The following is a 26,233-nucleotide window of genomic DNA, read 5'->3' on the forward strand; positions in this document are numbered from 1 at the left end:
AATGGCGCGCCATCGCGCACTTAAGCGGCCTTGCCACCGCGCGCTTGACGATAGTCCTCAGCAAACTCAGCCCATTGCTTGAGCGACACGTCTTTGCCATGCGCCGCCAGCTTCAGCGCCGATTTGCGCCAGGCCGTGCCGGACGCGTAGTCCTGCACCTTTTCCACGAGATCCGTTCCATGCCGGCCGCAGCCGCGCAGATGGCACCACGCTGCCACGCGAGCCATGGTCTGCAGTGCATCGTCCAGGTTGGCGACCACGTTCTTGCCCGAGCCTAGCGCGACGCGATCGGCGGTCGGTTGCAGGCTTTTGACGACGTACGACTTCGGTTTCTCACCCTTGGCGCCGTAGACGACGCCGCGCAGCAGTGCTGGCGAAATGGCCTGCGAAATGCGCTGGATATCGACAACGCGCCCGGCCTCGCTACGCCAAGGGGCTACGCTGCAGGCGCTGCCCAGCACATCGTCCCAGACACTTGGGATGGAGAGCTTGATGTCGATCAGGCGCAGCGTGGTGGGGTCGTTTTCCGGGCGGGCGAGCATGGAATAGCGCTCAAGCCCCAGACTGCCTGTACCGGCAATCCGCCGGGCGACGTCGATGGCGATGAAACGCTGACCGTTGCCCTGCTGGCCATACGCCTGGAGGATGCGCCGTGCGCGGCGGGCCTCGTCCTTGCTGGCACGCAATGTGCGGCGCCCGTCAATGCGCAGCGAGATGCGGTTGCCGCTGCGCACGGTGCGCTGCGCCAGGTAGGCCGCACGGTTGCGCTTGCGCAAGGCACGCAGCAGATCGCGCACGATGCCCGTGGCGGTCGCCCGCTCGACCCAGCGCGGCTTACCGTCAACCAGCGCGGCCGCATAGGTGTCGAGAAAGCGCCGGCACAGGTTGTGAGCGTCTTCATCGGCCAGTTTCCAGCTGAAGGACGCCACCTGCAGGCTGGACAGCACCCGCACCAGATCGACCGTGAACGGTGCCGCCAGCGCTTCGTCAAAGTCGTTCATGTCGAAGTAGACGAGGCCGTTGTCGCCCTTGAAGCTGCCGAAGTTTTCAAGGTGCAGGTCACCGCAGACGAGCGTGCGGGGCGCGTCGTGCAGCAGCGCAGCATCGGCCAGCGACGCGGCATACAGGTTGTTGGTGCCGCGAAAGAATGAAAACGGGTCGGCGGCGATGGCATCCAGCTTGCGGGTGAGTCTTTCCGGATCACGCCCGGCGTTGTATTCAAGCAGGATGCGGGTGCTGTCATGCATGGTCACGGCCTCGTTGAAGTGCTTGGAGTGGAGTGCAATGCCCTCGAGAATCGAAGATTACGCGTTGATTGGCGATTGCGAAACCGCGGCACTGGTTTCGCGCGACGGGTCCATCGATTGGCTGTGCTGGCCGCGGTTCGATTCAGGCGCTTGTTTTGCCGCGCTGCTCGGCACGCCGGACCACGGCCGATGGCGCATCGCGCCACAAGGCGAGGCTCGTGCCACGCGCCGGCGCTACCTGCCTGGCACGCTCGTGCTGGAAACCGTATTCGAGACCGACACCGGTTCAGCCAGCGTGACCGACCTGATGACCGCCCGCCTGCCGGGCCCCGCCGGCGCCCGGGACGACACCTCGGACCTCATCCGTATCGTGCGGGGGCTCTCCGGCACCGTCGACGTGCGCATGGACCTCACGCTGCGGTTCGACTACGGCACGTCGATACCGTGGGTCAGCCGCGTGTCCGAAGTCACGGGGGCGCCGGCTGACGGCCCGTGCGACATGTCCGATTGCGTGCTCCGGGCCGTGGCCGGGCCCAACATGACGACGCTGCGCACCCCTGCCCCGATCCGTGGCGAGAACCTCTCCACCGTGGCGGATTTCACCGTGCGCGAAGGTGAAGCGGTGCCATTTGTGCTCACGCATTCGCCCTCGCATCTGCCATTACCGGCATCGATTGATGCGCTTGAAGCCCAGGTCGACATCGAGGCGCGCTGGCGTGCGTGGTCTGGCCGCTGCCACGGTGCAGGCCAATGGACAGAAGCCGTCGAACGCTCGCTCATTACGCTCAAGGCACTGACGTATCACCGCACCGGCGGCGTCGTGGCCGCCCCCACAACGTCGCTGCCTGAACAGCTCGGCGGCGTGCGCAACTGGGACTACCGCTACTGCTGGCTGCGTGACGCCACCCTTACGCTGCTCGCGCTCATGAACGCGGGCTACTACAACGAGGCACGCTCCTGGCGACAATGGCTCGAACGCGCAATCGCCGGCAGCCCGGCACAGGTGCAGATCATGTATGGCATTGCCGGCGAACGGCGCCTGGGCGAGTGGACGGTTCCCTGGCTCCCCGGCTACGAAGGCGCGCAACCCGTGCGCGTGGGCAACGCGGCCGCGATGCAACTCCAGCTCGACGTCTACGGCGAACTGATGGACGCCCTCTTCATCGCCCGCAAAGGCGGCCTGGATGGCGACGAAGCCTCGTGGCGCTTGCAGGTCGCGCTGATGACGCATCTGGAAAACATCTGGCAGACGCCCGACGAAGGCATCTGGGAGGTCCGTGGCCCCTCGCGCCATTTCACGCATTCCAAGGTCATGGCATGGGTCGCATTCGACCGCGCCGTCAAAACCATCGAGCAATTCAACGTGGATGGCCCTGTGGAGCGCTGGCGCGCCGTGCGCGATCGCATCCACGCGGAAGTCTGTGCCCACGGCTACAACGCCACGCGCGGCTGCTTCGTGCAGAGCTACGGTGGCGATGAGCTGGATGCCGCGCTTCTGATGCTGCCGCTCGTCGGCTTTCTGCCGGCGTCTGACCCGCGCATCCAGGGCACGGTCAAGGCCATCGAAGAAGACCTGCTCGTAGATGGCCTCGTGCGCCGCTACCGCACCGAAGCCGTGACCGATGGCCTGCCCCAGGGCGAAGGCGTATTTCTCGCCTGCAGCTTTTGGTATGTCGACAACCTCGTCCTGCAAGGCCGCCAGGACGAAGCTCGCGCGCTCTTCACCAAGCTGCTGGCACTGCGCAACGACGTCGGCCTGCTGGCCGAAGAATACGACCCGCGCGTGAAACGGCTGGTTGGCAACTTCCCGCAAGCGTTTTCGCATATCGCGCTCGTGAATTCAGCACTGGCGCTATCTGCCGCGGCCGATCACGTCAGCCAGCGCACGGGCGAGCCAGCTCGACGCGCGGCTGACGAGCGGCCGAAGCCGGTAAAATAGCAGCCATGACCGAATCGACCGCATTCAGCCCTATGCCAGACGACGCAACCAGTGCTTCCGACAGCACCCTGCTGGGCCGCCCAGACAGTCCCTGCATCGGCATCTGCTCAACGCTCTTCGACGAGGTCTGCCAAGGCTGCGGGCGCACGCAGCTTGAGGTCAGCAACTGGGTGTTCATGACGGACGAAGAACGCAACACGGTCTGGACGCGCATCCTTGCCGAAGGCACCGCCCAGGGCTACAACCCAGATGGCAGCCGCAAGTAGGCGCAACGCATCAAACGCAAAAAACCCGGCCGAAGCCGGGTTTTCCATTGGTGCGGCACGCCCAGCCGATCAGGCCGTCTTCGCAGGATTGAGCTGCATCGCCTTGTACTCCAGGAACTCCTCCAGGCCGTACTTGCCGTTCTCGCGCCCGTGGCCGGACTGCTTGTAGCCGCCAAACGGCGCCTGCATGTTGAACGGCCCGCCGTTGATATTGACCTGCCCCGTGCGGATGCGCCGCGCCACACGAATCGCCCGCGCCTCGTCGCCCGACCACACGCCGCCGCCCAGGCCGTAGATGCTGTCGTTGGCAATGCGGACGGCCTCTTCCTCGTCGTCGTAGCAGATCACGGTCAGCACGGGGCCGAAGATTTCTTCGCGCGCCACGGTGTCAGTCGTCTTGACGTTGCCGAGCACCGTCGGCTTGACAAAGAAACCGGTGGACAGGCCTTCCGGCGTCTCCGCTCCGCCGGTAATGAGTTCTGCGCCCTCTTCCAAGCCCTTGCGGATGTAGCCCAGCACGCGGTCGCGCTGCACGGCAGAAATGAGCGGCCCGAGGCGCGTGTTTTCGTGCGCCGGATCGCCCGGCACGTACGCGGCGGCAAACTGCGCGGCCAGCGCCTTTACCTCGTCATACTTCGCGCGCGGCACCAGCATGCGTGTGTGCGCCGAGCACGTTTGCCCAGAGTTCAGGAAACACGCCGACAACGTGCCCTTGACCGCCGATGCCAGGTCCGCATCATCCAGGATCACCGAGGCCGACTTGCCGCCCAGCTCCAGCGCCACGCGCTTGACCGACTGCGATGCCAGTTCGGCCACGCGCTTACCTGCACGCGTCGAGCCCGTGAACGACACCATGTCGACATCCGGATCACTTGCGAGCACCTCGCCCACCACCGGGCCATAACCCGTGACAAGGTTGAACACGCCCGGCGGCAGACCGGCTTCTTCAATGACTTCCGCCAGCACGAAGGCGTTGAGCGGCGCCACTTCCGACGGCTTGAGCACCACCGTGCAACCGGCCGCCAGCGCGGGTGCGACCTTCAGCGTGATCTGATTGAGTGGGTAGTTCCACGGCGTGATGGCGCCCACCACACCCACCGGCTCGCGCACCACCAGCGAATTGCCAACGTGCTCTTCAAATTCAAACGTGCTGAGCAGCTTGGCGAAATTGCCCCAGTTATAGACTGGGCCGCCCACCTGGATGGCGCGCGCCAGCTTGATAGGCATGCCGACTTCGCCGGCAATCAACTGCGCCAGCTCTTCGCTGCGGGCCTGCAGGCCGTCGGCAATCTTCTGGATGTATTCAGCGCGCTTGGCCACGGGCGTGGCAGCCCAGTCATCAAATGCGGCGCGCGCCGCTGCCACGGCGGCTTCCGCATCGGCCGCGCTGCCTTCGGGAATGGTTCCCATCACGGCTTCAGTGGCCGAATGAATCACTTCAATGACGCCCTTGCCCTGCGGCGCCACCCACTTGCCATTGATGAAAAGCTTGTCGCGTTGCTGCATCGTTGGTCGTCTCGCTCTGGTGGATGCGCGATTTGCGCGTTGTGCTATCCGGGTTGCGACTGAGGCCCACGTCACCCCCGGGCGGTTATGATCGGTCTATTGTAGAGCCAGCAGAGCGCGCGCTGCAGACGCGCCGGCCGAGGGAGACAGCATGACCACCACCATCTACCAGAAGACCGAAAAAGGTCAGGACGAGATCCGCACACGTGCGAATCACCTTGACCAGCGTCACCGCGCGGTCCTTCTGATGATCAACGGCGAAAAAACCTGCGACGACATCCTCGTCCAGCTGCAACCTCTGGGCATGACGCAAGCCGTGTTCGACGAGCTCGAGAACGCCGGGTATATCCGTACGCACGCGCCCGGAGCCACGACCGTGAAGGCGGCACCGGCCACCGCATCTGCGGCAACTGCAGAGGCGGCGTCCCCCGCATCTGCAGCCACTTCAAAAGAGCCGGCCGCCGAAGGCTATCAACGCCTTTACCGCTTCTATACCGAAACCATCAGCCGGTATCTCGGCCTGCGCGGCTATCTGCTTGAGATGAAAGTGGAGAAAGCGGGCAACATCGCCGAACTCGTCGCCCTGCGCGACACGCTCAAGACCGCGCTCAGCAAAACGCGCGGCGAGCCCGAGACCAGCAACGTGATCGCCCAGCTCGATCTGCTGATCGACGAGGCAACAGGCTGACAGCAACGCATCCTGGCTTGCATGAAAGGCGGTCGCGTGAGCCGCCTTTTTTGTCGAGCGCCGTTGAATGCGAGCGTCCATCAGATTTTGAGATCACCGCGTCGCGGAATGGGAAAACTTCATTACCATGGCGAATCCCATTCGCGTGCTTCATGGCAGAGGACCGCCCATGCCCATCGATATCCGAGCCCTTCGTTACTTCGTCGAAACCGCGCGGCTGCAGAGCTTCACGCAGGCGGCGAGTTCGCTCTCGGTGACACAGTCCACCATCAGCAAGATGGTGCGTCAGTTGGAAAACGAGGTTGGGCAGCCGCTGCTGATCCGTGAAGGCAGGCAGGTGCGGCTCACCGACGTGGGCCGTGTCGTGTACGCGCGCGGCCAGGAAACGCTCGGTGTGGTGCACAGGCTGACGCTTGAAGTGGCTGACCTGTCTTCGCTTGGACGGGGCGAACTCACGGTCGGCATCCCTCCGATGGTGAACCTGTTCTTCTCGCCCGTCGTAAGCGCATTTCGGCAGCGTTATCCCAATCTGGCGCTGAACCTGGCCGAGTACGGCGGCAAGACGGTGGAACAGCAGGTAGCCAACGGAGAACTGGAGGTCGGCGCCACGGTTCTGCCCGGCGACAGCGGCCTCGAACTCGCTACGCGGCAGTTTGCAAAGTATCCGATCTGGGTGGTGGGACCGCGCAAAGCGAAATGGGCCAAGGGCAAGACCGTCAGCCTCCCGGCACTGCGAGACGAACCGCTGCTGTTGCTGGCTGAAGATTTCTCGCTCACGCGCAAGCTGCGGCAGGCCTTTCTTGAAGCCCGCATCGAGCCGCACATTGCTGCGCAGAGCGGGCACTGGGAATTCCTCGCCTCGATGGCGGCTGCGGGACTGGGCACGACTTTCTTGCCACAGCCGCTGGTGGCCAATCTTGCGAACCGCGACAAGCTGGCCGTGGCACGCCTGACCGCTCCCGACATGGATTGGGCGCTTGCGCACCTGTGGTCGCCGGGCCGCTATCTTTCCCACGCCGCCCGTGCGTGGCTCGCGACGTGCGAGGAAGTGCTGGGCGCCTGAGTAGCGGCGCCCACGCCTCAAGCGCTGAGAACGGGTTCCGGAAGCAGGTTCTCATCCGTAGAACCTGCCGGGGCCATCGAACCCTGATCGCGAAAGCGCACATGCCAGGCCAGCGCCTCTTCCAGCAGATGCGGGGTATGCCCGCCGCGCCGCTGCGCGCGCACAACGTAGTCGCGCAGCAGCTCGCGGTAGCGAGGATCAGCACAGTTGCCGATGATCTGGACAGCACGCTCGCGCGGCGCCAGCCCTCGCAGATCGGCCAACCCATGTTCGGTGACGATGATGTCGACGTCGTGCTCGGTGTGATCCACATGCGAGACCATCGGAACGATGCTCGAAATATCGCCGTCCTTGGCCAACGACTTGGTCACGAAAACCGACAGATGCGCGTTGCGCGCAAAGTCGCCCGAGCCTCCGATGCCGTTCATCATGTGCGTGCCGCCCACGTGCGTCGAATTGACGTTACCGTAGATATCGCATTCCAGCGCGGTATTGATGGTGATCAGACCCAGCCGGCGGATCACTTCCGGGTGGTTGCTGATCTCCTGCGGCCGCAGAACCACGCGCGTCTTGTAGCGCTCAAGTTCCGTCAGGAACCGCTTGTAGACCGGGCGCGACAGCGTGATCGACGAAGCCGAGGCAAACGCCAGCTTGCCCGAGTCGAGCAGCTCGATGGAGCTGTCCTGCAAGACCTCCGAATACATCTTGAGGTCATGGAACGGCGAGTCGATGAAGCCATGCAGGACGGCGTTGGAGATGGTTCCGATACCCGCCTGCAGCGGCTGCAGCGTGGGCGAGAGACGGCCCGTGCGCACCTCGCGCGCCAGGAATGCGTTCAGGTGCCCGGCGATGGCGTTGGTCTCGGCATCGGGCGGCAACACGTTGGACGGGCTGTCATCCTGCCCCGTGATGACGATGGCCGCGATCTTGCGCGGATCGATCGGGATATACGGCAGGCCGATGCGTTGCTCCGGTGCAATGAGCGGAATCGGCTGACGATGGGGCCGCTGCACCGGGAAGAAGATGTCGTGCAGTCCTTCCAGATTGGCGGGCATGTTCAGGTTGATCTCGACGATCACCTGTTTCGCCAGCACCGCAAAACTTGCGGAATTGCCCACCGACGTGGTCGGCACGATGCCGCCGTTCTCGGTGATGGCTGTGGCTTCGACAACCGCCACATCCAGCGGTGCAATCTGTCGTGAACGCAACTGCTCGACGGTTTCCGACAGGTGCTGGTCAATGAACATGACCTCGCCTGCGTTGATCTTGCGCCGTAGCGTGGCATCGGCCTGGAACGGCAGGCGGCGGGCAATCACATCGGCTTCGGCCAGCACCTTGTCGATGTCGTTGCCCAGCGAGGCACCGGTCATCAAGGTAATACGCAGCGGCTCGTGCGCAGCACGCCGGGCCAGGGCAAACGGCACGGCTTTGCAGTCGCCGGCACGGGTGAAACCGCTCATGCCGACCGTCATGCCATCGCGGATCACGGCTGCGGCTTCGTCCGCAGACACCACTTTGTCCAACAGGGATTGCAACCGAATGCGGCCGCCGATATCAGAGGTCATTTCGTCTCCTGGGTACTTCGCCGGGCCTGCGTTTGGCGCTTCTTGGTGTGATGTGTGACGCCTCGTCCGCAGGTCTCGGCCTGTTCACTGTGATATGCAGCCCAGTGTAGCGACGGCAATGAATTCCGATGGCGATAAAAAATCATGGAATCCAGTCGGTTTTTTCATAAATGGCCGACTTTGGTGGCGCGTCTGCCGCTTGCGGTGAACACCAAAAGCAAAGGGCCGCACATGGGCGGCCCGTAGTTACAGCAAAGAATCGATGCTCACCATACGCGGCATCAAAGCTGTGCGTAGTCCTCGCTCGGCGGCACGTCGGTCAGGGCTCCGGGAAACGCGCGAGCTTGGCGGCATTTTTCGGCACCGGATACTGCGCCACGTTCATTTCCATGGCGAGCAGCGTGTAGTAACCGCAGATACCGGTCATGTCTACGATGCCCTTGTTGCCGAACCGCTTTTCCGCCCGGGCATAGGTCCCGTCGGCCACGCGCTTGTTGCGGATCAGTTCGGTCGTGAAGTCATAGACGATCTCCTCGTCCTCACTCATGCCAGTGGGGCGGCGGCCATCGGCGATCGCATCGGCAATACTCGGTTTGATGCCGGCCTTCAGGGCGATCGGATGGTGCACGTACCACTCGTAATCCTGGCTCCACTCCCGCGCAGTGACGAGGATAACCATTTCGCTCAACGTGTTGCCAATGGCGGAGTGATATCGCAGATAGTCGCCCATTGCCCGGGTCTGGCTCATCACCTCCGGGCTATGCATCAGTGGCTCGAAAGGCCCGAATACAGGCACCTTGCGCGCAGCCTGAAAGTCTTGCGCTGCCTTGGCCTGTTCGGCGTCGTATTTGTCCGGCGGAATGGTTGGCAGGCGCTCTGCTGCGTGGGCAGACGTCATCAGCACAAGTGCGGCTGTCGACAGTAACCTCAGTACGTTTTTCAACGTGAGTCTCCTCATATGTTTTGATTGTTCTTTGCTGGCGCTGAACGCAGCGGCAGGGATGCAGGTGTGGCGTTCGGCCAAGGCATTCTGGAATCGGGAGGAGGTACTGTCAACGCAGCCTTGGTGAGCGGCACGTGCAGGCCAGATCAGGATCGGACAACGCGCGTTCGCCTTGCAAAGCCCGCCGCAAAAAAAGAGGCCGCACATCGGCGGCCCCTTGGTTACGGCTGAAGATCGGCGCTCAGACTTCGACGCCCTGGCTCTGCAGGTATTCGTCGTAGGTGCCGAGGTAGTCGGTGAGCGTGCCGTTCGGGCGCACTTCGATCACGCGCGTGGCCAGGGCGCTAATCAGCTCGCGGTCATGCGACACGAAGATCAGCGTGCCTTCGTACTTGTCCAGCGCGATCTGCAGCGACTCAATGGACTCCATGTCCATGTGGTTGGTCGGCTCGTCCAGTGCCAGAACGTTGTGACGGCCCAGCATCAGCTTGCCCCAGATCATGCGGCCCTTCTCGCCACCGGAAAGCACCTTCACGCTCTTCTTGATGTCGTCGGCCGAGAACAGCAAGCGGCCCATCGTGCCACGCAGCGATTGGTCGTCGTCGCCGGCCTGCGTCCACTGGCTCATCCAGTCCATCAGGTCGCGGTCTTCGGGGAATTCTTCGTAGGTGTCCTGCGGCATGTAGCCGACATTGGCGTTCTCGGCCCACTTGACGGCGCCGCCGTCGACCTCGATGCCGCGCTGTACGCCGGTCTTCACAGCGCCGTTCAGCAGGCAGCGCAGCAACGTGGTCTTGCCCGCGCCGTTCTCACCGATGATGGCAATCCGCTCGCCCGCGCGCACGGCCATGGTCAGGCCATCGAAAATCTTGCGGTCGTACGTCTTGCGTGCGTTGTCGGTTTCCACCGCCAGGTTGTGCAGCTTCTTCTCCATCTCGAAACGGACGAAGGGGTTCTGGCGCGACGACGGTTTGATGTCTTCCACCTTGATCTTGTCGATCATCTTCAGGCGCGACGTGGCCTGGCGGGCCTTGGACTTGTTGGCCGAGAAGCGGCGCACGAAGTCCTGCAGGTCGGAGATGCGTTCCTTGGCCCGCGCGTTGGCAGCCTGCAGGCGTTCACGCGCCTGCATGGAGGCTTCCATGTAGTCGTCGTAATTGCCCGGGTAGACCTTGAGCGTGCCGTAGTCCATGTCGGCCATGTGCGTGCAGACCGAGTTCAGGAAGTGGCGATCGTGGGAAATGATGATCATGGTGGAATTGCGCTCGTTGAGCACCGATTCCAGCCAGCGGATCGTGTTGATGTCGAGGTTGTTGGTCGGCTCGTCCAGCAGCAGCACGTCCGGGTTCGAGAACAGCGCCTGCGCCAGCAGCACGCGCAGCTTCCAGCCGGGCGCGACGTTGCTCATCGTGCCGTTGTGCTGGTCGGTCGGAATGCCCACGCCCATCAGCAGTTCACCCGCACGCGATTCGGCGGTGTAGCCGTCGTATTCGGCGTACTTGGCCTCCAGGTCGGCGGCCTTCATGTAGTCGTCGTCGGTCGCTTCCGGGTTCGCGTAGATGGCATCGCGCTCCTGCGCGGCGGCCCACATTTCGGTGTGGCCCATCATCACCACGTCCAGCACGCGCATGTCTTCATAGGCGAACTGGTCCTGGCGCAGCTTGCCCAGGCGCACGCCCGGTTCCAGGATCACGTTGCCCGCGCTTGGCTCCAGATCGCCGCCCAGGATCTTCATGAAGGTCGACTTGCCGCAGCCGTTGGCGCCGATCAGGCCATAGCGATTGCCCTCGCCAAACTTGACCGAGATGTTCTCGAACAAGGGCTTGGGCCCGAACTGCATGGTGATGTTGGCGGTGGAAAGCACGTGGAAACCTTGATTTGGAAAGCGATGATCTGGCGCGGCAAGCACTTGGCCGTTCGCCATTTGGAGAACCGGATATTTTACCACCCGGACGTGACCGGGATGGCCGGGGGCTATGCCTTCAGTGTCGGATACCCCGACAAGTGCAGCGTAAAGCCCGTGGCGTCGACATCCAGCTCGGCCTGTGCGCCAATCGGCAGCGTCGCCTTCGTCGGGCAATGGCCGAATGGCAAGCCTGTGATGACCGGAATCGACAGGCGTTCGGCCAAGTAATCGCGCATGGCGTCGAAATCGTAGCCGGCGTCGTACGGCGTGGTGCGATAGCCAGAAAAATCGCCCAGTACCAGCGCCTGCTGGGCATCGAGCACGCCGGCCTGCTGCAATTGCAGCAGCATGCGTTCCACGCGGTACGGATGCTCATTGATGTCCTCAACAAACAATATGCCGTCGCGAATCTCTGGCAGATACGGCGTGCCGATCAGGCTGCACAGCATGGCCAAATTGCCGCCCCAGAGCGTACCGGCAATGCGCCCGGGCCGCGCGCAGCCACTGGGTTGCGGCACATCCACGCGCAACGCATAGGTGGGGCTGCGCAAAATGCCCCAGAAGTGCTCGACCATGAACGGGTCGACCTGCTCCAGTCCGAAGTCCGAACACAGGTGCGGGCCGGCAAACGTCACGCCGCCCGTGGCCGCCAGGTACGCCAATGAGAACACGGTGAAATCGCTGTGGCCAACGATGATGGCGTCAGTGGCCTGCGCGCGACGACCGATGTCGATGAAGTCGATATGGTCCAGCAGGCGCGTGAGTCCGTAACCGCCGCGGATCGCCATGGCGATTTCCTGACCGCTGCCCGCGCCGATCTGGTTCAGGTCAGCCAACCGTGCGAGTTCACCACCGGCAAAACGCTGATGCTGCCGGCTCAGGCACTCACGGTTGACGACCGTGCAGCCCTGCGCTTCCAGCGCCGCCACACCGCGCTCGGCGACGGCCGCATCGTTCGGATAACCGGAAGGCGCAATCAGGCGGACAGTGGTCATGTGGCGGATTCGTCAGGTTCGGTGGGAGCCAGGCGCGCCGCACGTTGACTGGCTCGGCGCTCGGCGAAGAAGGCGCGCAGCATATCGCCGCATTCCTGCGCGAGCACGCTGCCGGTGATGGCGGTCTGGTGGTTCAGCCGCGTTTCTGCAAACAGGTCGAGGATGCTGCCGGCGGCGCCCGTCTTGGGGTCCGGCGCGCCATACACGACGCGCGCCACGCGAGCATGCAGCATGGCGCCGGCGCACATCACGCAGGGCTCCAGCGTCACGAAGACTTCGCAGTCGGGCAGGCGGTAGTTGCCGAGATGTTCAGCGGCTTGGCGCAGGGCGCGCATCTCGGCATGCGCAGAGGGGTCATGCGTGCCGATCGGGGCGTTGTAACCGACCCCAACGATCTCATTGCCGCGCACGACCACAGCACCCACCGGTACTTCGCCCTGCCCCCACGCGAACTTGGCCTGCACGAGGGCCTGCTGCATCCAGTAGCCGTCACGCTCGTGGGCGGACATGTCGGCAGGCGGCGCGAGAACGTGGGACGTCGTCATGCGTGCGGGGAAGATCGTCAATCCTGCTCGTGCGGGCGCGCGAGTTTCACGTCGGCCCAGCAATTCGGGGTTTCGTACAGCACGAGCTTGGACAGGCGCAGATGGTGCCCGAACGTGTTGCGGAACACGGGCTCGAGGATGTCGAACGCGACCTGCGCGAGGTTCTCGACGGTGGGCACGTCATTCAGCACGACGGTCTTGTGACCGCCTTCCATATCGTTCAGGAATTCGACCAGCTTGGTATCGCCGCGATAGACGAGGAAAGCGTGGTCCCACAGGTCGACGAGATGCTTGTTGGCGAGCTGTTTGACGTCGCCGAAGTCGAGGATCATGCCGTCGTCGGCAGCCTTGTCGTTGTGCAGGACTTCGCCGGTGAGCGTGAGTTCGAGCTGGTAGCGATGCCCGTGCAGGTTACGGCACTGGCCGACATGGCCTGGGATGCGGTGGCCGGCGTCGAATTCGAGCCGGCGCGTGATGGAAACGGTCTTGGTCATGGAGCAAGGTGGCGGCAGCAGGCGCCGCGAAACGGCTGGAACCGGCAGAAAACCGGGGACAAAGTGCTGCGGCCCGCCTTAGCGGATGCCCAGCATCTTATGGGTTTGCAGCGACAGGCGCCAGCGCGGCCGGCGCTGGCACAGCTCAACGGCGAGCGCCGTATTCTGCCGGGCAAGCGGGCCGTCCATGGCCTGCAGGAAGAAATGCTGGAAATCCAGCCGTTCGTATGCGTCGAGGTCCTGCCCGTCCTGGGGGATCACCACTTTCAGCTCGTCGCCACGCGTGACGACGAGCTCCGAGCCCATCTTGGGGCTCACGCACACCCAGTCGATGCCTTCCGGCACGGCGATGGTGCCGTTGGTCTCGATGGCGATTTCGAAGCCGCGTGCGTGCAGCGCGTCGATCAGAGGCTTGTCGAGTTGCAGCAGCGGCTCGCCGCCGGTGCAGATGACGAGCGGCTTGCCGCCCGCGGCGTTGGCCGGCCATTCAGCGGCAACGGTATCGGCAAGTGCATCGGCAGTGGTGTATTTGCCGCCTTGTGTGCCGTCCGTGCCGACGAAGTCGGTGTCACAGAATTGGCAGACGGCAGTGGCGCGATCGGCTTCGCGCCCACTCCAGAGATTGCAGCCGGCAAAGCGGCAGAAGACAGCTGCACGGCCGGTGTTGGCACCTTCGCCTTGCAGCGTGTAGAAAATTTCCTTAACGGCGTAAGTCATGTCTGAACGGTGGCATTCACAGGAGAACGCCGCAAAATCGACGCTATTCCCGCGCAAACCGTACCAGTGCCCACTAGTGATTAACCCGATATTGTTTCACAAATCGGGCTGTTACGCCGCCCTACCCGCAGAAGGACGTCAGCGTCACAAAGGAAAATGCGCCCTCTGGCGTGAGCCATGCGGCAAAAATGAAGGCGGCGCCGGCCGCCGCCAGTGCCCACGCCGTCCATCGTTTGAGCTGCGCGTTCATGCCGGTTGCGCCACCGGCATGCGCGCGAGTTGGCGATCGTCGATCGGCCAGTGCAGCAGCGCGGCCACCACGCCGAGCGCCATCGCACCAAACCAGATCGCGTCGTAGGAATGCAGGTGGTCGTACACCACGCCGCCCAACCATACGCCCAGGAACGCGCCGATCTGGTGGCCAAGGAACACGAAACCGAACAGCGTGCCGATGTAGCGCACCCCGAACACCTGCGACAGCAGCCCGTTTGTCAGCGGCACCGTGCCCAGCCATAGCAGGCCCATCACGATGGCAAACGCATACAGGGTTGCCGGCGACAGCGGCAGCAGGATGAACAGCGCAATCGCCGCCGTGCGAATCAGGTACAGCAACGACAGCAGATACTTGCGCCGGAACAGCCCGCCCAACGCGCCGCAGTAATACGTGCCGATGATGTTGGCGGCGGCAATCAGCGCCAGTGCGACCATGCCGTGTCGGCCGGTGAGCCCTTTGTCGAGCAGGTACGCCGGCATGTGCGCACCGATAAAGGCAAGCTGGAAGCCGCATGTCAGGAAACCGAGATTCAGCAGCCAGAAACCGCGGTGGGAAAAGGCCTCGCGAATGGCCGAACCCATGCTTTGGTGCGCTTCCTGTGCGGCGGCAGTCGATGTTTTTTCGCGCAACGGCGTGGCCAGCGGCACGAACATCGCCATGACCACAGCCATGACCACCAGCGCCGTCACCCAGCCGACCGTGCTCAGCAAGCCCTGCGCCGTCGGCACCATCACGAACTGGCCGACACCGCCCACCGCACCGGTCACGCCCAGCGCCCAACTGCGCCGCTCGGGGGGCGTCAATCGGCTGATTGCGCCATACACGACGCCGAACGACGTGCCTGACAGCCCCAACCCGATCAACCCGCCCGCCGACAGCGTGAAACCCAGCGGCGTGCCGGCATGTGCCATCAGCAGCAAACCGAGCGCATACGCCACGATGCCCGCAACGACCACTTTGGCTGCCCCGTAGCGGTCAGCCAGCATGCCAGCAAATGGCTGCGCCGCGCCCCAGATGAGGTTCTGCAACGCGATCGCCAGGCCGAAGGTTTCGCGTGTCCAGCCGTGATCCATGGTGACCGGCACGAGGAAGAGGCCTTGCACGTGGCGAATGCCCAGCGCAAGGCCGATCACCGCCCCGCCGGCCAGTACCGGCAACCAGGGCGATTGGGTGAGAGATTTCGATGTCATGAGCGCTTTTTCTCCGATGTGACTGACATTCCCGCTTTGCAAGCGTGCTCAATGTGCATTTGGCTGGAATGTCGCCTGATGGCTTATTAAACTTCGCCATATCCTGCTTCTCAACTGACCTTTGAGAACGCCTTGCATGAGGAAAACGCATGTGGACTCCCCTGGTTAGGTTGGCCTCCCTGGACTTGCTGCGCGGTTTCGTGGCGGTAGGCCGGCGCATGAGCATCACGCTCGCGGCCGATGACCTGTGCCTGACGCAATCCGCCGTGAGCCGGCAGGTGTCGGCGCTGGAAGAGGCGTTGGGCGTGAAGCTGCTGGTGCGCGGGCACCGTTCGATCGCGTTCACGCCCGAGGGTGAACGCCTGTTCCGCAGCGCCGACAGCGCCGTGCAGCAGTTGCAGGACGCCATTGGCGCCCTCCGCGTGGCGGCCGAACGCCGGCCGGTCACGATCACGGCCAGCATCGGCGTCACAGGCTTGTGGCTGCTGCCGCGCTTGGCGCGCTTCCAACAGCAGTACCCCGACATCGACGTGCGCGTGGCCACCAACAACCGCCTCGTCGACCTGAAGAACGAAGGCATCGAGCTTGCCATCCGGTATTGCCCACCGGGCGATGCACCGCCCGGCGCAATCCGGCTGTTTGGGGAGACCGTTGCGCCGGTCGCGCATCCGTCTCTAGGGCTGCGCTCGCTGGATTCCGCCGAGGCGCTTGCCGGCCTGACGCTGCTCGATTTTGACGACCGAGACCTGCGCCGCCCGTGGCTCCAGTGGACCGACTGGCTGGCCGCCGCCGGCTGGAGTCACGCCAAACCGCGCACCGTGCTGCGCTTCAACCAGCACGACCAGATCATCCATGCGACGGTGGCCGGTCAGGGCATCGCCCTCGGGCGCCTGGAACTGATCGCCCCGCTGCTGGCCGACGGCCGTCTGGTCACCATACCGACTATCGCGCCTGGGGTGCGCAACACGCATGCGTACTGGCTGATCCAGTCCGAGCCGAACCCGCGCCGCGATGTGCGCGATGTGGCCGCCTGGATTTGCTCGGAGGCAGCCACCCAGGCTACACATGCGTCTGGCGCATCCGAACTTGCGTGACACGCCGCGCAACTTCGCCCAGGACCGCGACATTTACACGCCCGAGGCCGCGGCCAAAGAACTGACGGCGCTCGGCTTGCCTGCCGACGCCATCCTGACGCAGGCGTGGTCCGACGCCTGCAAGCCCTGCCTGCGCGAACAACCGCACACCGCGCAGATTCGTGGCATCTTTGGCGCTCCCACGTTCTTTGTTGGCGACGCGATGTTCTGGCGCAATGACCGCCTGGACGATGCGCTCGCCTGTGCCGCAGCGTTGCAGTCCAGCCCCCATCCACTTCACACCGGATAGACCATGGCAACCCAGATCGAAAAAGCTCACGCCTTCCGCGCGCTGCACGAGCGCAGCGGCACCTTCGTGATCCCCAACCCGTGGGACCGGGGCTCGGCCCGGCTGCTGGCGTCGCTCGGCTTCGAAGCATTGACCAGCACCAGCGCGGGCTTCGCGTTCTCGCGCGGGCAGCCGGACTATGGCGTCGGCCGCGACACCATCCTCGCGCATGTGGCCGACCTGGCTGCCGCCACGGATGTGCCCATGGCTGCCGATCTGGAAAACGGTTTTGCCGATGAGCCGGAAACGGTAGCAGAGACGATCCGCCTGGCAGGCGCCACCGGCATCGTCGGCGGCTCGATTGAGGACGCCACGGGCCGCGCAGATGCGCCGATCTATTCGCTAGAGGCATCGGTGGAACGCGTGCGCGCTGCGGTGGAGGCTGCGCGCTCGCTGCCGTTTCCGTTCACGCTCACTGCGCGCGCCGAAAACTTCCTGCACGGCCGCAACGACCTTGCCGACACGATCCGCCGCCTGCAAGCCTTCCAGGACGCCGGCGCCGACGTGCTCTACGCTCCGGGCCTGAAAACGCGCGACGAGATCGCCACGGTGCTGCGCGAGATCGATCGCCCACTCAATGTGCTGATGGGCTTTGCCGACGGCAACCTGAGCGTGGCCGAACTGGCCGAATTGGGCGTCAAGCGCATCAGCGTGGGCGCCACGCTGGCACGGGTGGCCATGGGTGCGTTCCAGCGCGCGGCGGAAGAACTGCGCACCGCCGGCACGTTCAACTTTGCGCACGATGCCGCCAGCGGGGCCAAGCTCAACGGCCTCTTTGCGCAGTTCGCCTGACGCTCGCCGCTAAACAAAAGCAATCAACCATGGTGCCCTCCCCAACCGACGCCAAACCGCCCGGCGGCCTGCGCCAGATTCCCGCCGGCATCTGGGTGCTCGGCTGCGTTAGCCTGCTGATGGACATCGCCTCCGAGATGATCCACAGCCTGCTGCCGCTGTTCATGGTGTCGGTGCTGGGGGCAAGTGCCTTGTCGGTCGGACTGATCGAGGGCTTGGGCGAATCGACCGCGCTCATCGTCAAGATATTCTCCGGCACGCTGAGCGACTACCTCGGCAAGCGCAAGGGCTTGGCGGTCTTCGGCTATGCGCTCGGCGCACTGTCCAAGCCGTTGTTCGCCATGGCGCCCACGGCGGGCATTGTATTGACAGCACGCCTGCTGGACCGTGTCGGCAAGGGTATCCGCGGTGCGCCGCGCGATGCGCTGGTCGCCGACATTGCTCCGCCTGCGCTGCGCGGCGCGGCCTTCGGGCTGCGGCAGGCGCTCGATACCGTGGGCGCGTTTCTGGGGCCGCTTCTGGCCGTCGGGCTGATGCTGCTGTGGGCCGATGATTTCCGCGCCGTGTTCTGGGTGGCCGTGGTGCCTGGGCTGTTATCCGTAGCGCTGCTGATGTTTGGCCTGCGCGAGCCAGAGACCCACAACGGCGCCCGCCGCACCAATCCGATCCGCCGTGCCAACCTCCAGCGGCTGAACAGCGCGTACTGGTGGGTGGTGATGATCGGCGCGGTCTTCACCCTGGCACGCTTTTCAGAGGCCTTCCTGGTCCTGCGTGCCCAGCAGGGCGGCATTCCGGTCGCACTGGTGCCGCTGGTCATGGTGGCGATGAACGTGGTCTATGCGCTGGCGGCGTATCCGTTCGGCAAGCTCTCAGACCGCATGAGCCATACAAAGCTCCTGGCGCTCGGGCTGGTGGTCTTGATTGCCGCCGATGTGGTGCTTGGTCTGTCCGCCCATTGGAGCGTGGTCGTCGTGGGCGTGGCGTTGTGGGGCGTGCACATGGGCATCACGCAGGGCTTGCTGGCAACCATGGTCGCCGATACTGCACCGGCCGATTTGCGCGGCACCGCATACGGCATGTTCAACCTGGTAAGCGGACTGGCCATGTTGGGCGCCAGCGTTCTGGCCGGGCTGCTGTGGGACAAGCTGGGCGCAGCCGCAACGTTCCACGCGGGGGCGTTGTTCTGCGTGCTGGCGTTGGGGCTGCTGGCGATACGAGGGAAGTCTTCCGGGCCGATCACGTGACGTTCGGCTGCACCTTGAACCAGTCCACCAGAAAATCCAGCATCGCCCGCAGCGCCGCTGGCATCTGCCTGCGCGAGCTGTACACGCCATGAATGCCCAGCGCCTGCGGCGCGTGCTCAGGAAACAAGCGCACGAGTTGCCCGCTGGCGATCAGCGGTGCGGCCGCAAACACCGGCTGTAACGCAATGCCCGCGCCCTCTCGTGCCGCTGTCAGTAACACCATCGACTCATTCGCACTCAGATTGCCGCCCACCGGCACATCCGACGGGGCACCCGTCTTCGCATCCGTGAACTTCCACAGGCTTTTGCCGAAGTACGAATACGTCAGGCAGTTGTGAACGGCCAAGTCCTCCACGCGCCGCGGTGTGCCATGCGCGGCCAGGTACGACGGTGCCGCTACCACGACCGATTCGCACACGCCCAGCGGGCGCGCAATCAGGTTCGGGTCAAGGTCATTGGTAATGCGCACGGCCAGGTCGATGCGCTCTTCCACAAGGTTGATGGTGCGATTGTCGACCACCAGATCGACCGCCGTTTGCGGATAGCGCCGCAGGTAACCTGTCACCGCTGCACTCAAGATCTGCTGCGCCAGGGATTGCGCACAGGCAATGCGCAGGAGCCCGCGCGGCGAATCGGCTTCGGGGCCATCCGCCACGGCCATCTGTGAAGCGATTTCCAGCATCTGGCGGCAGCGCGCGAGCGTGGCTTCACCGGCCGGCGTCAGGCCGATGCGGCGCGTGGTCCGGTGCAGCAGCCGCGCGCCGGACCAGGCCTCCATCTGCGCCAGATAACGCGTGACCATCGCGCGAGACATGTCGAGCCCTTCGGCGGCGCCGCTCAGACTGCCGCGCTCGACGATCGCCACAAACACTTCGGCGGACGTAATGCGATCCATATTTGATCGATTGGCGAAACAAATATGCGCATCTTAGGTGGTTTTTTGACCGAATCAAGCAACCTACAGTAACGGCATCGCACTCACCACATCCAACTGGAGAAACTCGATGCCCCTGCTCCGCACCCTGCTTGCCGCCGCCCTTGCCACAGCCGGCCTGATTGCCCACGCCGGCGCACCGGCGCCACTGCACCTTGATGTCTACAACCCTGGCGACAAGGGCATCTTCCCCGTGTCGTCGGAAATCATCGCCGGCGCACACGAGGCCATCCTGATCGACGCGCAATTCCAGCGCAGCGACGCGCAAGCGCTCGTGCAGAAACTCAAGGCCAGCGGCAAGACGCTTACCACCGTCTACATCAGCCATAGCGATCCGGATTATTACTTCGGGCTGGATGTCATCCGCGCGGCATTCCCGAAGGCGAAGATCGTGGCCACGCCGCAAACGGTGGCCGCCATCAAGGCATCGATGGACGGCAAGCTGGCCTACTGGGGGCCGATCCTGAAAGACAATGCGCCCAAGGCGCTCGTGCTGCCCGAAGTGCTGCACGCCAACCACCTGACGCTGGAAGGCCGCGCCATCGAGATCAAAGGCCTGAACGGCCCGAACCCGGCACGCACGTATCTGTGGATTCCCTCCATCGAGACCGTGGCCGGCGGCGTGGTGGTCTTCAACGGCGATCACGTATGGGTGGCCGACACGCAGACGCGCGAATCGCGCCTGGGCTGGCTGCAGACGCTCGACAGCATCGAGGCGCTTCACCCGACGACGGTGGTGCCCGGCCACTTCACCGGGGCAATGCCCAAGGGGCTGGAGGCAGTGCGCTTTACGGCGGATTACCTGAAGACCTTCGAGGTACAGGCCGCGAAGGCCGACAATTCGGCAGCGCTGGTCAAGGCGATGAAGGCTGCGTACCCGAAGCTGGCCGGCGATGCATCGCTGGACTTGAGCGCCAAAGTCATCAAGGGCGAAATGAAGTGGCCGCAGTAAGCTGGCCCGTCACCTGGAAAACGACATGACGACGTTGCATTACATCTACGACCCGTTGTGCGGCTGGTGCTACGGTGCCGCGCCGCTGATGGAAGCTGCACGGACCGTGCCCGGCCTGACGATCGCATTCCACGGCGGTGGGATGCTCGCCGGCCCGAATCGCCGCGCAGTCACGCCGCAGTGGCGCGACTACGTGATGCCGCACGACCACCGCATCGCAGAATTGACCGGCCAACCCTTTGGCCAGCCCTACTTTGAAGGCCTGTTGCGCGACACGACGGCCGTGATGGATTCGGAGCCGCCCATTACCGCCGTGCTCGCGGCGCAAGCGCTTGGCGGCCGCGGGCTGGACATGATCCACCGCATCCAGCGCGCGCATTACGAAGAAGGCCGACGCATTGCCGACGTGCCCGTACTGCGCGAGCTGGCCGCAGAGATCGGCCTATCGCCCGAAGCATTCGATGCGGGATACGCGCAGCAAGCCGGCGGCCCGACGCTGAAGCACATCGCGCAAAGCCGGCAGTGGCTCGATCGTGTAGGCGGTCAGGGTTTTCCGACGTTTGCGCTGGAAGATGCGGAAGGCCAGCTCGGCATCATCGATATCGGCCCGTGGCTTGGCAACCCGGCGCACTGGGCACAAGCATTGACCCAGCACATCGGCGCGCCGGCCCCGGTGAGCGAAGCCGATGGCCCTGTCTGCGGCCCGGACGGTTGCGCTTGACGGTGTGGCAGCTCAGCCCTTGAGCTGCCAGCGGGCAAGTTCGTCGTAACGCGTCTTGCCCAGCCAGCTATGGATGAGAACGAACTCGCGCACCGTCCAGGTAATGGGCTCGACCGCCTTCGGCGCAAAGCCGCCGCGGTCATACAGCAGCGTGATGTGCGGCTTGAACGTCCCGCGCGGCACCGGCACGGCGGCATGCTGGAGCGTTTCGCCCAGCGCCGCCTGAAACGCCATCAAACCGGCCACACGTTCATCGCCCAAGAGAACAAATGGCCGGTGATCGCGCCGGCCATGAAAGCTCACCACCTGGTTGAACGTGGCATCGAATGCCGGCAAGGCCAGGCTGTCCGCCGCTGCGCGCACGCGCGCCACGATATCGTCAGGCGGCAGATGAACGAAATCGCCCAGATGATGCAGCGTGACATGCAGACGCTCCGTACGCAGCGCCTTGCCTTTGAAACCCACCACGGGCCGCAATTGTTCGATCAGGCGCGCAATGCGCCCTGCAGTTTCGACGTCAGGTTTGACCGCCAGAAACAGGCGATGCGCAGGCAACTGCGGGGTGGCTTCGAATCCGGGAAGGGTCAGTTGGGTCACGGCAGGGTCGTCAAACGCCGGTTGGCGATCTATCCATTATCAACGCCCGCATGACGTCTCGCTGAAAGTCCTGCTGACCGCATCAAAAACAACGCCCGGCGGTGACAACCTGCCGGGCGTTGTTTTTGCAGATGTGGTGCAGCGATCAGATATCGAAGAACACGGTCTCGGCGCCGCCATCGGGCGTGTCTTGCAGGCGCACGTCGAAGGTGTAGACCACCTCGCCGTTACGCTCGCTGCGCTGGGCAATCAGCGTCTTGCGGCGCACTTCCCACTCGATGCCGTTCAGTACCGGGTCCGTACCGTTGGCTGCAGCCTCATCGCTGAAGTACACGCGGGTATGCAGGCCGAGGTTGATGCCGCGTGCAAACAGGATCATGCAGATGTGCGGTGCCTGCGTCGACCCGCTGCGGCCGGCCACCGCGCCCGGCTTGATGGTGTCGAAACGATAGACGCCCGTATCGAAATCCGCGCCGGCTCGGCCCCAGCCACGGAATGCCGGGTCGACAGCCTTGTCCTGCCGGTCTGCGGGATGCGCGTATTTGCCGTCGGCGTTGGCTTGCCAGATCTCGATCAGCACATCACGCACGAGCGAGCCGGAGCCATCGTAGACGCGGCCTTCCAGCGCGATGCGTTCGCCGCGCGTGGCCGGCGTGGTGAGTACGCTGCCGAATTCCTTGTCGTAGATGTCGAAACCGGCCTGGCGTGGTGCAAGGCCGATGTGCACATACGGGCCGCCCGTCTGCGACGCGGTTTCGTTGAAATGCGCGAATGGCGGCGTTGTCGTCATGGCCGCTGCCTGGTCCCGTTCGAGCGATTCACGCAGTGTGGTCGTGGTCATCACTTGGCTCCTTGCAGGGCGGGCACGGCGTTCTCGAAATGCGTGGCACGGCGGCCGCGCAGCGTGATGTCGAAGCGGTAGCAGCGGCTGTCGAGCGGCACGTGGTTTGCCGTGTCATGCAGCGCAATCAGGCCTCGCACCTGCTCTTCACTGGGGATGGTCTTGATGATGGGGCATTGCGCAATCATCGGGTCGCCCTCGAAGTACATCTGCGTGATCAGGCGCTGCGCCCAACCGTCGCCGGAGAGCGAGTAATGGATGTGCGACGGGCGCCAATCGTTGATGCGGTTGCGCCACGGATACGGGCCGGGCTTGATGGTGCGATAGACGTAGTAGCCGTTGGCATCCGTCAGCATGCGGCCGCAGCCGCCGAAGTTCGGGTCGATCGGCGCGATGTACTGGTCCTTCTTGTGGCGGTAGCGGCCGCCGGCGTTGGCCTGCCACACTTCCACCAACGCGTTCGGCACGGGGCGGCCGAACTCGTCGCGCACGTAGCCGTGGACGATGATGCGTTCGCCGATCGGCAGGCCTTCCTTGGCGTAGTTGAGGATGAGATCGTTGTCGAGCGCGCCCAGGTCGTCGGCATGGAACACCGGTGCGGTCGTTTCCGACAGCGTGTTGAGCGTGGAGATGAGCGCGTTGCGCGGCGAGCGCAGCACGCTGGTCTTGTAGCCGGGCGTCAGTGCGGGCGGATGCTGCGCGGTGTCGCGCTGGGCGAATTCGCCGGTGCCGGAAAGCGGCAGGGTCATGGGGGCGTCTCCTTATGAAACTTATGAAATCGTGGGAAGACTGTATCGCCGCCAAAAAGTGAAGTAAATTGACTTCTTATCGGAAAATCGATAACCCCACGTTATGGAAAGAGTCTTTTCGGCGGACCTGCCGTCCCGCATCCGGTTTCGCCATCTGAGCTGCTTTGTCGCCATCGCGCAGGAACGCAACCTGCGGCGCGCTGCCGAGCGGCTGCACCTGAGCCAGCCAGCGGTCTCGAAAACACTGGGTGAACTGGAGGCGCTGGCCGGTGTGCAACTCGTGGAGCGCGGCCGACAAGGTGCACGGCTCACCGCTGCCGGCGAGCAATTCCTCCGGCATGCGGTGGGCGTGACGCAGGCGCTTGAATCGGCCACTGCCGCACTGATGGGGTCGACGGATGCTTCCGCGCCGGTCGTGCATGTGGGCGCCCTGCCGACGGTCGCGAGCAGCCTGCTGCCCCAGGCGATTGCGCATCTGCACGCGCAGCGCCCGCATGCCGGTGTGCGCTTGCGTACCGGCACCAATGTCGAGCTGCTGACCGCGCTCAAGGCCGGCGAACTCGACTTCATCGTCGGGCGCATGGCCGAGCCGGATCGCATGCAGGGGCTGTCGTTCGAACTGCTGTATGCCGAGCCGCTGGCGCTGGTCGTGCGGCCCGGGCATCCGCTGTTGATGCAGCCCGGGGCATCGGCTTCGTTGCAGGCGGTGCTGGACTACCCGCTGGTGATCGCCACGCCGGGAACAGTGCCGCGCCATCACACCGAGGCGCTGTTCCAGACGCACGGGCTGCGCTTGCCCGCGGGTGTGACGGAAACGCTTTCGGTGTCCGTTGCACGGTTGCTGGCGTGTCGATCCGACGCGGTGTGGATCACGCCCGAGCGCTCCGCCGCCGACGACCTGGCGCACGGGCAACTTGCCCGTCTGAACATCACCACGTCCAGCACCAAGGAGCCCGTCGGCCTGCTGCGCAGAAGCGACGCCACACCAAGCGAATTGGCCGGCGCATTCATGGAACTGCTGACCGAACTGGCGCAAGCGCCCCACTGAGCCGCTCCGCCTTCAAAAAAAAATGCCGACCTCATGGCCGGCATTTTTGCGTTCGAGGCGCAGATCAGCGGTGCGCCATCTCCACGTCATCCGCAGCATCGAAGACACTGCGATCGGTCTGCCCGAGCAACTGGCTGGTGATCGTTCCAGCAGTCATCGAGCCATTGACGTTGAGCGCGGTACGGCCCATGTCGATCAGGGGTTCGATGGAAATCAGCAGCGCCACGAGCGTCACCGGCAAGCCCATGGCCGGTAGCACGATCAATGCCGCGAAAGTGGCGCCGCCACCCACGCCTGCCACGCCAACCGAGCTGAGCGTGACGATCGCCACCAGCGTGGCAATCCACACCGGATCAAACGGGTTGATGCCGACGGTGGGCGCCACCATGACTGCCAGCATGGCGGGATACAGGCCCGCGCAACCGTTCTGGCCAATGGTGGTGCCAAACGAGGCGGCGAAGCTGGCAATCGACTCCGGCACGCCGATGCGTCGGGTCTGCGCCTCGATGCTAAGCGGAATGGTCGCGGCACTGGACCGGCTCGTGAACGCGAAAGACAGCGCCGGCCAGACCTTGCGGAAGAAGCGAAGCGGATTGATGCCGTTGAGCGTGAGCAGCACGGCATGTACGCCAAACATGATCGCCAGGCCCAGGTAAGACGCCACCACGAAGCCGCCGAGCTTGATGATGTCCTGCACGTTGGACACGGCCACCACGTTGGTCATCAGCGCAAGCACGCCGTAAGGCGTCAGGCGAATGACAAGCCGCACGAGCTTCATCACCCAGGCCTGCGCGGTATCGATGGCGGTCAGCACGCGCTCGCCCTTGACTGCATCGTCCTTAAGCAGGTTCAACGCCGCCACACCCAGGAACGCCGCGAAGATCACCACGCCGATGATGGACGTCGGCTTGGCGCCGGTCAGCTCGGCAAACGGGTTCTTCGGGATAAAGGACTGCACCAGTTGTGGCACCGACAGGTCCGCCACCCTGCCGACATAGCTGTCTTGGATGGCAGTCAGCCGGGCCGTTTCCTGCGCGCCTTGCACCAGCCCCTGCGCAGTCAGCCCAAACAGGTTGGTGACGAACACCCCGACCAGCGCGGAGATCAACGTCGTGAGCAGCAGCGTGCCGATCGTCAGCACGCTGATCTTGCCCAGCGACGCCGTGCTGTTGAGCTTGGCAACCGAGTTCAGCACAGAGACCAGCACGAGCGGCATGACGATCATCTGCAGCAGCTGGATATAGCCGCCGCCAACGATGCTGAACCAGGAGATCGACTGCTTGAGCGTCGCGCTGTCGTCACCATAGATGAGATGCAGCACCAGGCCGAAAACGATGCCCAGCACCATGCCAAGCAGCACACGTTTGGCCAGACTCCAGCTCGCGTTCACGCGCCCCAGAGCAAGCAGGATGACGACAAAAGTCGCGATATTCAGTAAGAGCGGAAGGTTCATGTTCCTTTGAGTCGCACGTTGCGATCGAAATCGAGCCGGAATCTTACGCCAGTTGCACAAAGGTTGCCCGAGCACGGATCGCATCAAAAATGCAGGCCAATCCGCCGTAGATCCAGCACAGGCTTGGCTTTACGGCTGACGC

General features: G+C 64.1%; 26 protein-coding genes and 1 pseudogene. 11 read left to right on the forward strand and 16 right to left on the reverse strand.

Annotated elements, in window-relative coordinates; translation table 11 throughout:
- Positions 1-20 precede the first annotated feature (20 nt).
- The gene (locus tag M1D44_RS07295) at positions 21-1,247 is read right to left on the reverse strand and encodes a DUF2252 family protein (RefSeq protein ID WP_316853945.1); all 1,227 of its coding nucleotides are present in this window, start codon (positions 1,245-1,247) and stop codon (positions 21-23) included.
- A 37-nt stretch (positions 1,248-1,284) separates the two neighbouring features.
- On the opposite strand from M1D44_RS07295, the gene M1D44_RS07300 reads away from it, so the two are divergent.
- Complete coding sequence (locus tag M1D44_RS07300) at positions 1,285-3,186, forward strand: glycoside hydrolase family 15 protein (protein WP_316853946.1); 1,902 nt, start codon at positions 1,285-1,287, stop codon at positions 3,184-3,186.
- Positions 3,187-3,191: 5 nt separating this feature from the next.
- On the forward strand, positions 3,192-3,452 hold the full coding sequence (locus M1D44_RS07305; protein WP_024975718.1) for a DUF1289 domain-containing protein: 261 nt from the start codon (positions 3,192-3,194) through the stop codon (positions 3,450-3,452).
- 69 nt (positions 3,453-3,521) lie between these two features.
- Here the strand turns inward: M1D44_RS07305 and M1D44_RS07310 are convergent, their stop codons facing one another.
- Entirely contained in the window at positions 3,522-4,958 is a 1,437-nt protein-coding gene (locus M1D44_RS07310; protein ID WP_024975719.1) for an aldehyde dehydrogenase family protein, read from the reverse strand.
- A gap of 151 nt (positions 4,959-5,109) precedes the next feature.
- Here M1D44_RS07310 and M1D44_RS07315 point away from each other — a divergent pair, with 151 nt between their 5' ends.
- Both M1D44_RS07315 and M1D44_RS07320 read left to right on the forward strand, forming a co-directional pair.
- A complete protein-coding gene (locus tag M1D44_RS07315) occupies positions 5,110-5,646 on the forward strand; it encodes a hypothetical protein (RefSeq protein ID WP_024975720.1) in 537 nt (178 codons plus the stop codon).
- Positions 5,647-5,815: 169 nt separating this feature from the next.
- Complete coding sequence (locus M1D44_RS07320; RefSeq protein WP_316853947.1) at positions 5,816-6,709, forward strand: LysR family transcriptional regulator; 894 nt, start codon at positions 5,816-5,818, stop codon at positions 6,707-6,709.
- A gap of 17 nt (positions 6,710-6,726) precedes the next feature.
- Here the strand turns inward: M1D44_RS07320 and M1D44_RS07325 are convergent, their stop codons facing one another.
- The 9 genes from M1D44_RS07325 to M1D44_RS07365 all read right to left on the reverse strand — a co-directional run bounded on the left by M1D44_RS07325 (position 6,727) and on the right by M1D44_RS07365 (position 15,338).
- Complete coding sequence (locus M1D44_RS07325; RefSeq protein WP_024975722.1) at positions 6,727-8,274, reverse strand: acetyl-CoA hydrolase/transferase family protein; 1,548 nt, start codon at positions 8,272-8,274, stop codon at positions 6,727-6,729.
- Between the two features lie 319 nt (positions 8,275-8,593).
- The gene (locus M1D44_RS07330; protein WP_024975723.1) at positions 8,594-9,217 is read right to left on the reverse strand and encodes a carboxymuconolactone decarboxylase family protein; all 624 of its coding nucleotides are present in this window, start codon (positions 9,215-9,217) and stop codon (positions 8,594-8,596) included.
- Between the two features lie 241 nt (positions 9,218-9,458).
- Complete coding sequence (locus tag M1D44_RS07335; protein ID WP_024975724.1) at positions 9,459-11,081, reverse strand: ABC-F family ATPase; 1,623 nt, start codon at positions 11,079-11,081, stop codon at positions 9,459-9,461.
- Positions 11,082-11,191: 110 nt separating this feature from the next.
- Positions 11,192-12,118 carry a muramoyltetrapeptide carboxypeptidase gene (gene ldcA / locus M1D44_RS07340; RefSeq protein WP_316853948.1) on the reverse strand — a complete coding sequence of 309 codons (927 nt, stop codon included), beginning with the start codon at positions 12,116-12,118 and terminating at the stop codon, positions 11,192-11,194.
- Positions 12,115-12,663, reverse strand: a complete 549-nt coding sequence (gene tadA, locus M1D44_RS07345) for a tRNA adenosine(34) deaminase TadA (protein ID WP_024975726.1) — start codon at positions 12,661-12,663, stop codon at positions 12,115-12,117. Before tadA ends, ldcA begins: the two co-directional genes overlap by 4 nt.
- A 17-nt stretch (positions 12,664-12,680) precedes the next feature.
- The gene (gene queD / locus M1D44_RS07350; RefSeq protein WP_024975727.1) at positions 12,681-13,157 is read right to left on the reverse strand and encodes a 6-carboxytetrahydropterin synthase QueD; all 477 of its coding nucleotides are present in this window, start codon (positions 13,155-13,157) and stop codon (positions 12,681-12,683) included.
- A gap of 78 nt (positions 13,158-13,235) precedes the next feature.
- Positions 13,236-13,874, reverse strand: coding sequence for a 7-carboxy-7-deazaguanine synthase (queE, locus tag M1D44_RS07355; RefSeq protein ID WP_024975728.1), 639 nt, complete (start codon positions 13,872-13,874; stop codon positions 13,236-13,238).
- Positions 13,875-13,995: 121 nt separating this feature from the next.
- Complete coding sequence (locus tag M1D44_RS07360; protein ID WP_268747331.1) at positions 13,996-14,124, reverse strand: hypothetical protein; 129 nt, start codon at positions 14,122-14,124, stop codon at positions 13,996-13,998.
- The gene (locus M1D44_RS07365; protein WP_316853949.1) at positions 14,121-15,338 is read right to left on the reverse strand and encodes an MFS transporter; all 1,218 of its coding nucleotides are present in this window, start codon (positions 15,336-15,338) and stop codon (positions 14,121-14,123) included. Before M1D44_RS07365 ends, M1D44_RS07360 begins: the two co-directional genes overlap by 4 nt.
- Before the next feature lie 149 nt (positions 15,339-15,487).
- Between M1D44_RS07365 and M1D44_RS07370 the strand changes: the two genes are divergently transcribed.
- From M1D44_RS07370 to M1D44_RS07385, 4 genes and pseudogenes are all read left to right on the forward strand, one after another.
- Positions 15,488-16,432, forward strand: a complete 945-nt coding sequence (locus M1D44_RS07370) for a LysR substrate-binding domain-containing protein (RefSeq protein WP_316853950.1) — start codon at positions 15,488-15,490, stop codon at positions 16,430-16,432.
- A gap of 7 nt (positions 16,433-16,439) precedes the next feature.
- A pseudogene (locus tag M1D44_RS07375) lies at positions 16,440-16,721 on the forward strand (DsbA family protein); the annotation flags it as partial.
- Positions 16,722-16,724: 3 nt separating this feature from the next.
- On the forward strand, positions 16,725-17,552 hold the full coding sequence (locus M1D44_RS07380; RefSeq protein WP_024975732.1) for an isocitrate lyase/PEP mutase family protein: 828 nt from the start codon (positions 16,725-16,727) through the stop codon (positions 17,550-17,552).
- Between the two features lie 29 nt (positions 17,553-17,581).
- Positions 17,582-18,796, forward strand: coding sequence for an MFS transporter (locus tag M1D44_RS07385; protein ID WP_316853951.1), 1,215 nt, complete (start codon positions 17,582-17,584; stop codon positions 18,794-18,796).
- Here the strand turns inward: M1D44_RS07385 and M1D44_RS07390 are convergent.
- A complete protein-coding gene (locus M1D44_RS07390; RefSeq protein ID WP_316853952.1) occupies positions 18,789-19,691 on the reverse strand; it encodes a LysR family transcriptional regulator in 903 nt (300 codons plus the stop codon). The genes M1D44_RS07385 and M1D44_RS07390 overlap by 8 nt on opposite strands.
- 109 nt (positions 19,692-19,800) lie before the next feature.
- On the opposite strand from M1D44_RS07390, the gene M1D44_RS07395 reads away from it, so the two are divergent.
- Positions 19,801-20,682 (forward strand): MBL fold metallo-hydrolase, encoded by an 882-nt coding sequence (locus tag M1D44_RS07395; RefSeq protein ID WP_316853953.1) that lies wholly within the window; start codon positions 19,801-19,803, stop codon positions 20,680-20,682.
- A gap of 25 nt (positions 20,683-20,707) precedes the next feature.
- Positions 20,708-21,403 carry a DsbA family protein gene (locus M1D44_RS07400; protein WP_316853954.1) on the forward strand — a complete coding sequence of 232 codons (696 nt, stop codon included), beginning with the start codon at positions 20,708-20,710 and terminating at the stop codon, positions 21,401-21,403.
- A gap of 12 nt (positions 21,404-21,415) precedes the next feature.
- On the opposite strand, the gene thpR is transcribed toward M1D44_RS07400, so the two are convergent.
- From thpR to pcaH, 3 genes are all read right to left on the reverse strand, one after another.
- On the reverse strand, positions 21,416-22,000 hold the full coding sequence (thpR, locus tag M1D44_RS07405) for an RNA 2',3'-cyclic phosphodiesterase (RefSeq protein WP_316853955.1): 585 nt from the start codon (positions 21,998-22,000) through the stop codon (positions 21,416-21,418).
- A gap of 145 nt (positions 22,001-22,145) precedes the next feature.
- Complete coding sequence (gene pcaG, locus M1D44_RS07410) at positions 22,146-22,841, reverse strand: protocatechuate 3,4-dioxygenase subunit alpha (protein ID WP_316853956.1); 696 nt, start codon at positions 22,839-22,841, stop codon at positions 22,146-22,148.
- On the reverse strand, positions 22,841-23,590 hold the full coding sequence (gene pcaH / locus M1D44_RS07415; protein WP_004626742.1) for a protocatechuate 3,4-dioxygenase subunit beta: 750 nt from the start codon (positions 23,588-23,590) through the stop codon (positions 22,841-22,843). The genes pcaG and pcaH overlap by 1 nt, the downstream gene beginning before the upstream one ends.
- Positions 23,591-23,693: 103 nt before the next feature.
- Here pcaH and pcaQ point away from each other — a divergent pair, with 103 nt between their 5' ends.
- A complete protein-coding gene (pcaQ, locus tag M1D44_RS07420; RefSeq protein WP_024975740.1) occupies positions 23,694-24,638 on the forward strand; it encodes a pca operon transcription factor PcaQ in 945 nt (314 codons plus the stop codon).
- A 64-nt stretch (positions 24,639-24,702) separates the two neighbouring features.
- Here the strand turns inward: pcaQ and M1D44_RS07425 are convergent, their stop codons facing one another.
- Complete coding sequence (locus tag M1D44_RS07425) at positions 24,703-26,091, reverse strand: L-cystine transporter (protein ID WP_024975741.1); 1,389 nt, start codon at positions 26,089-26,091, stop codon at positions 24,703-24,705.
- Positions 26,092-26,233 lie beyond the last annotated feature (142 nt).

This window comes from Ralstonia sp. SA306 (genome assembly GCF_054792405.1).

Bases quoted from the DNA above. Each gene is read 5' to 3' on its own strand.
- M1D44_RS07390 (WP_316853952.1), bottom strand. From the start codon at position 19,691: ATGGATCGCATTACGTCCGCCGAAGTGTTTGTGGCGATCGTCGAGCGC.
- M1D44_RS07380 (WP_024975732.1), top strand. From the start codon at position 16,725: ATGGCAACCCAGATCGAAAAAGCTCACGCCTTCCGCGCGCTGCACGAG.
- M1D44_RS07320 (WP_316853947.1), top strand. From the start codon at position 5,816: ATGCCCATCGATATCCGAGCCCTTCGTTACTTCGTCGAAACCGCGCGG.
- M1D44_RS07305 (WP_024975718.1), top strand. From the start codon at position 3,192: ATGACCGAATCGACCGCATTCAGCCCTATGCCAGACGACGCAACCAGT.
- pcaG (WP_316853956.1), bottom strand. From the start codon at position 22,841: ATGACCACGACCACACTGCGTGAATCGCTCGAACGGGACCAGGCAGCG.
- ldcA (WP_316853948.1), bottom strand. From the start codon at position 12,118: ATGACCACTGTCCGCCTGATTGCGCCTTCCGGTTATCCGAACGATGCG.
- M1D44_RS07370 (WP_316853950.1), top strand. From the start codon at position 15,488: ATGTGGACTCCCCTGGTTAGGTTGGCCTCCCTGGACTTGCTGCGCGGT.
- pcaQ (WP_024975740.1), top strand. From the start codon at position 23,694: ATGGAAAGAGTCTTTTCGGCGGACCTGCCGTCCCGCATCCGGTTTCGC.
- M1D44_RS07360 (WP_268747331.1), bottom strand. From the start codon at position 14,124: ATGAACGCGCAGCTCAAACGATGGACGGCGTGGGCACTGGCGGCGGCC.
- M1D44_RS07315 (WP_024975720.1), top strand. From the start codon at position 5,110: ATGACCACCACCATCTACCAGAAGACCGAAAAAGGTCAGGACGAGATC.
- tadA (WP_024975726.1), bottom strand. From the start codon at position 12,663: ATGACGACGTCCCACGTTCTCGCGCCGCCTGCCGACATGTCCGCCCAC.
- pcaH (WP_004626742.1), bottom strand. From the start codon at position 23,590: ATGACCCTGCCGCTTTCCGGCACCGGCGAATTCGCCCAGCGCGACACC.
- M1D44_RS07425 (WP_024975741.1), bottom strand. From the start codon at position 26,091: ATGAACCTTCCGCTCTTACTGAATATCGCGACTTTTGTCGTCATCCTG.
- M1D44_RS07365 (WP_316853949.1), bottom strand. From the start codon at position 15,338: ATGACATCGAAATCTCTCACCCAATCGCCCTGGTTGCCGGTACTGGCC.
- M1D44_RS07395 (WP_316853953.1), top strand. From the start codon at position 19,801: ATGCCCCTGCTCCGCACCCTGCTTGCCGCCGCCCTTGCCACAGCCGGC.
- M1D44_RS07310 (WP_024975719.1), bottom strand. From the start codon at position 4,958: ATGCAGCAACGCGACAAGCTTTTCATCAATGGCAAGTGGGTGGCGCCG.
- M1D44_RS07400 (WP_316853954.1), top strand. From the start codon at position 20,708: ATGACGACGTTGCATTACATCTACGACCCGTTGTGCGGCTGGTGCTAC.
- M1D44_RS07325 (WP_024975722.1), bottom strand. From the start codon at position 8,274: ATGACCTCTGATATCGGCGGCCGCATTCGGTTGCAATCCCTGTTGGAC.
- queD (WP_024975727.1), bottom strand. From the start codon at position 13,157: ATGACCAAGACCGTTTCCATCACGCGCCGGCTCGAATTCGACGCCGGC.
- M1D44_RS07295 (WP_316853945.1), bottom strand. From the start codon at position 1,247: ATGCATGACAGCACCCGCATCCTGCTTGAATACAACGCCGGGCGTGAT.
- queE (WP_024975728.1), bottom strand. From the start codon at position 13,874: ATGACTTACGCCGTTAAGGAAATTTTCTACACGCTGCAAGGCGAAGGT.
- M1D44_RS07300 (WP_316853946.1), top strand. From the start codon at position 1,285: ATGCCCTCGAGAATCGAAGATTACGCGTTGATTGGCGATTGCGAAACC.
- M1D44_RS07385 (WP_316853951.1), top strand. From the start codon at position 17,582: ATGGTGCCCTCCCCAACCGACGCCAAACCGCCCGGCGGCCTGCGCCAG.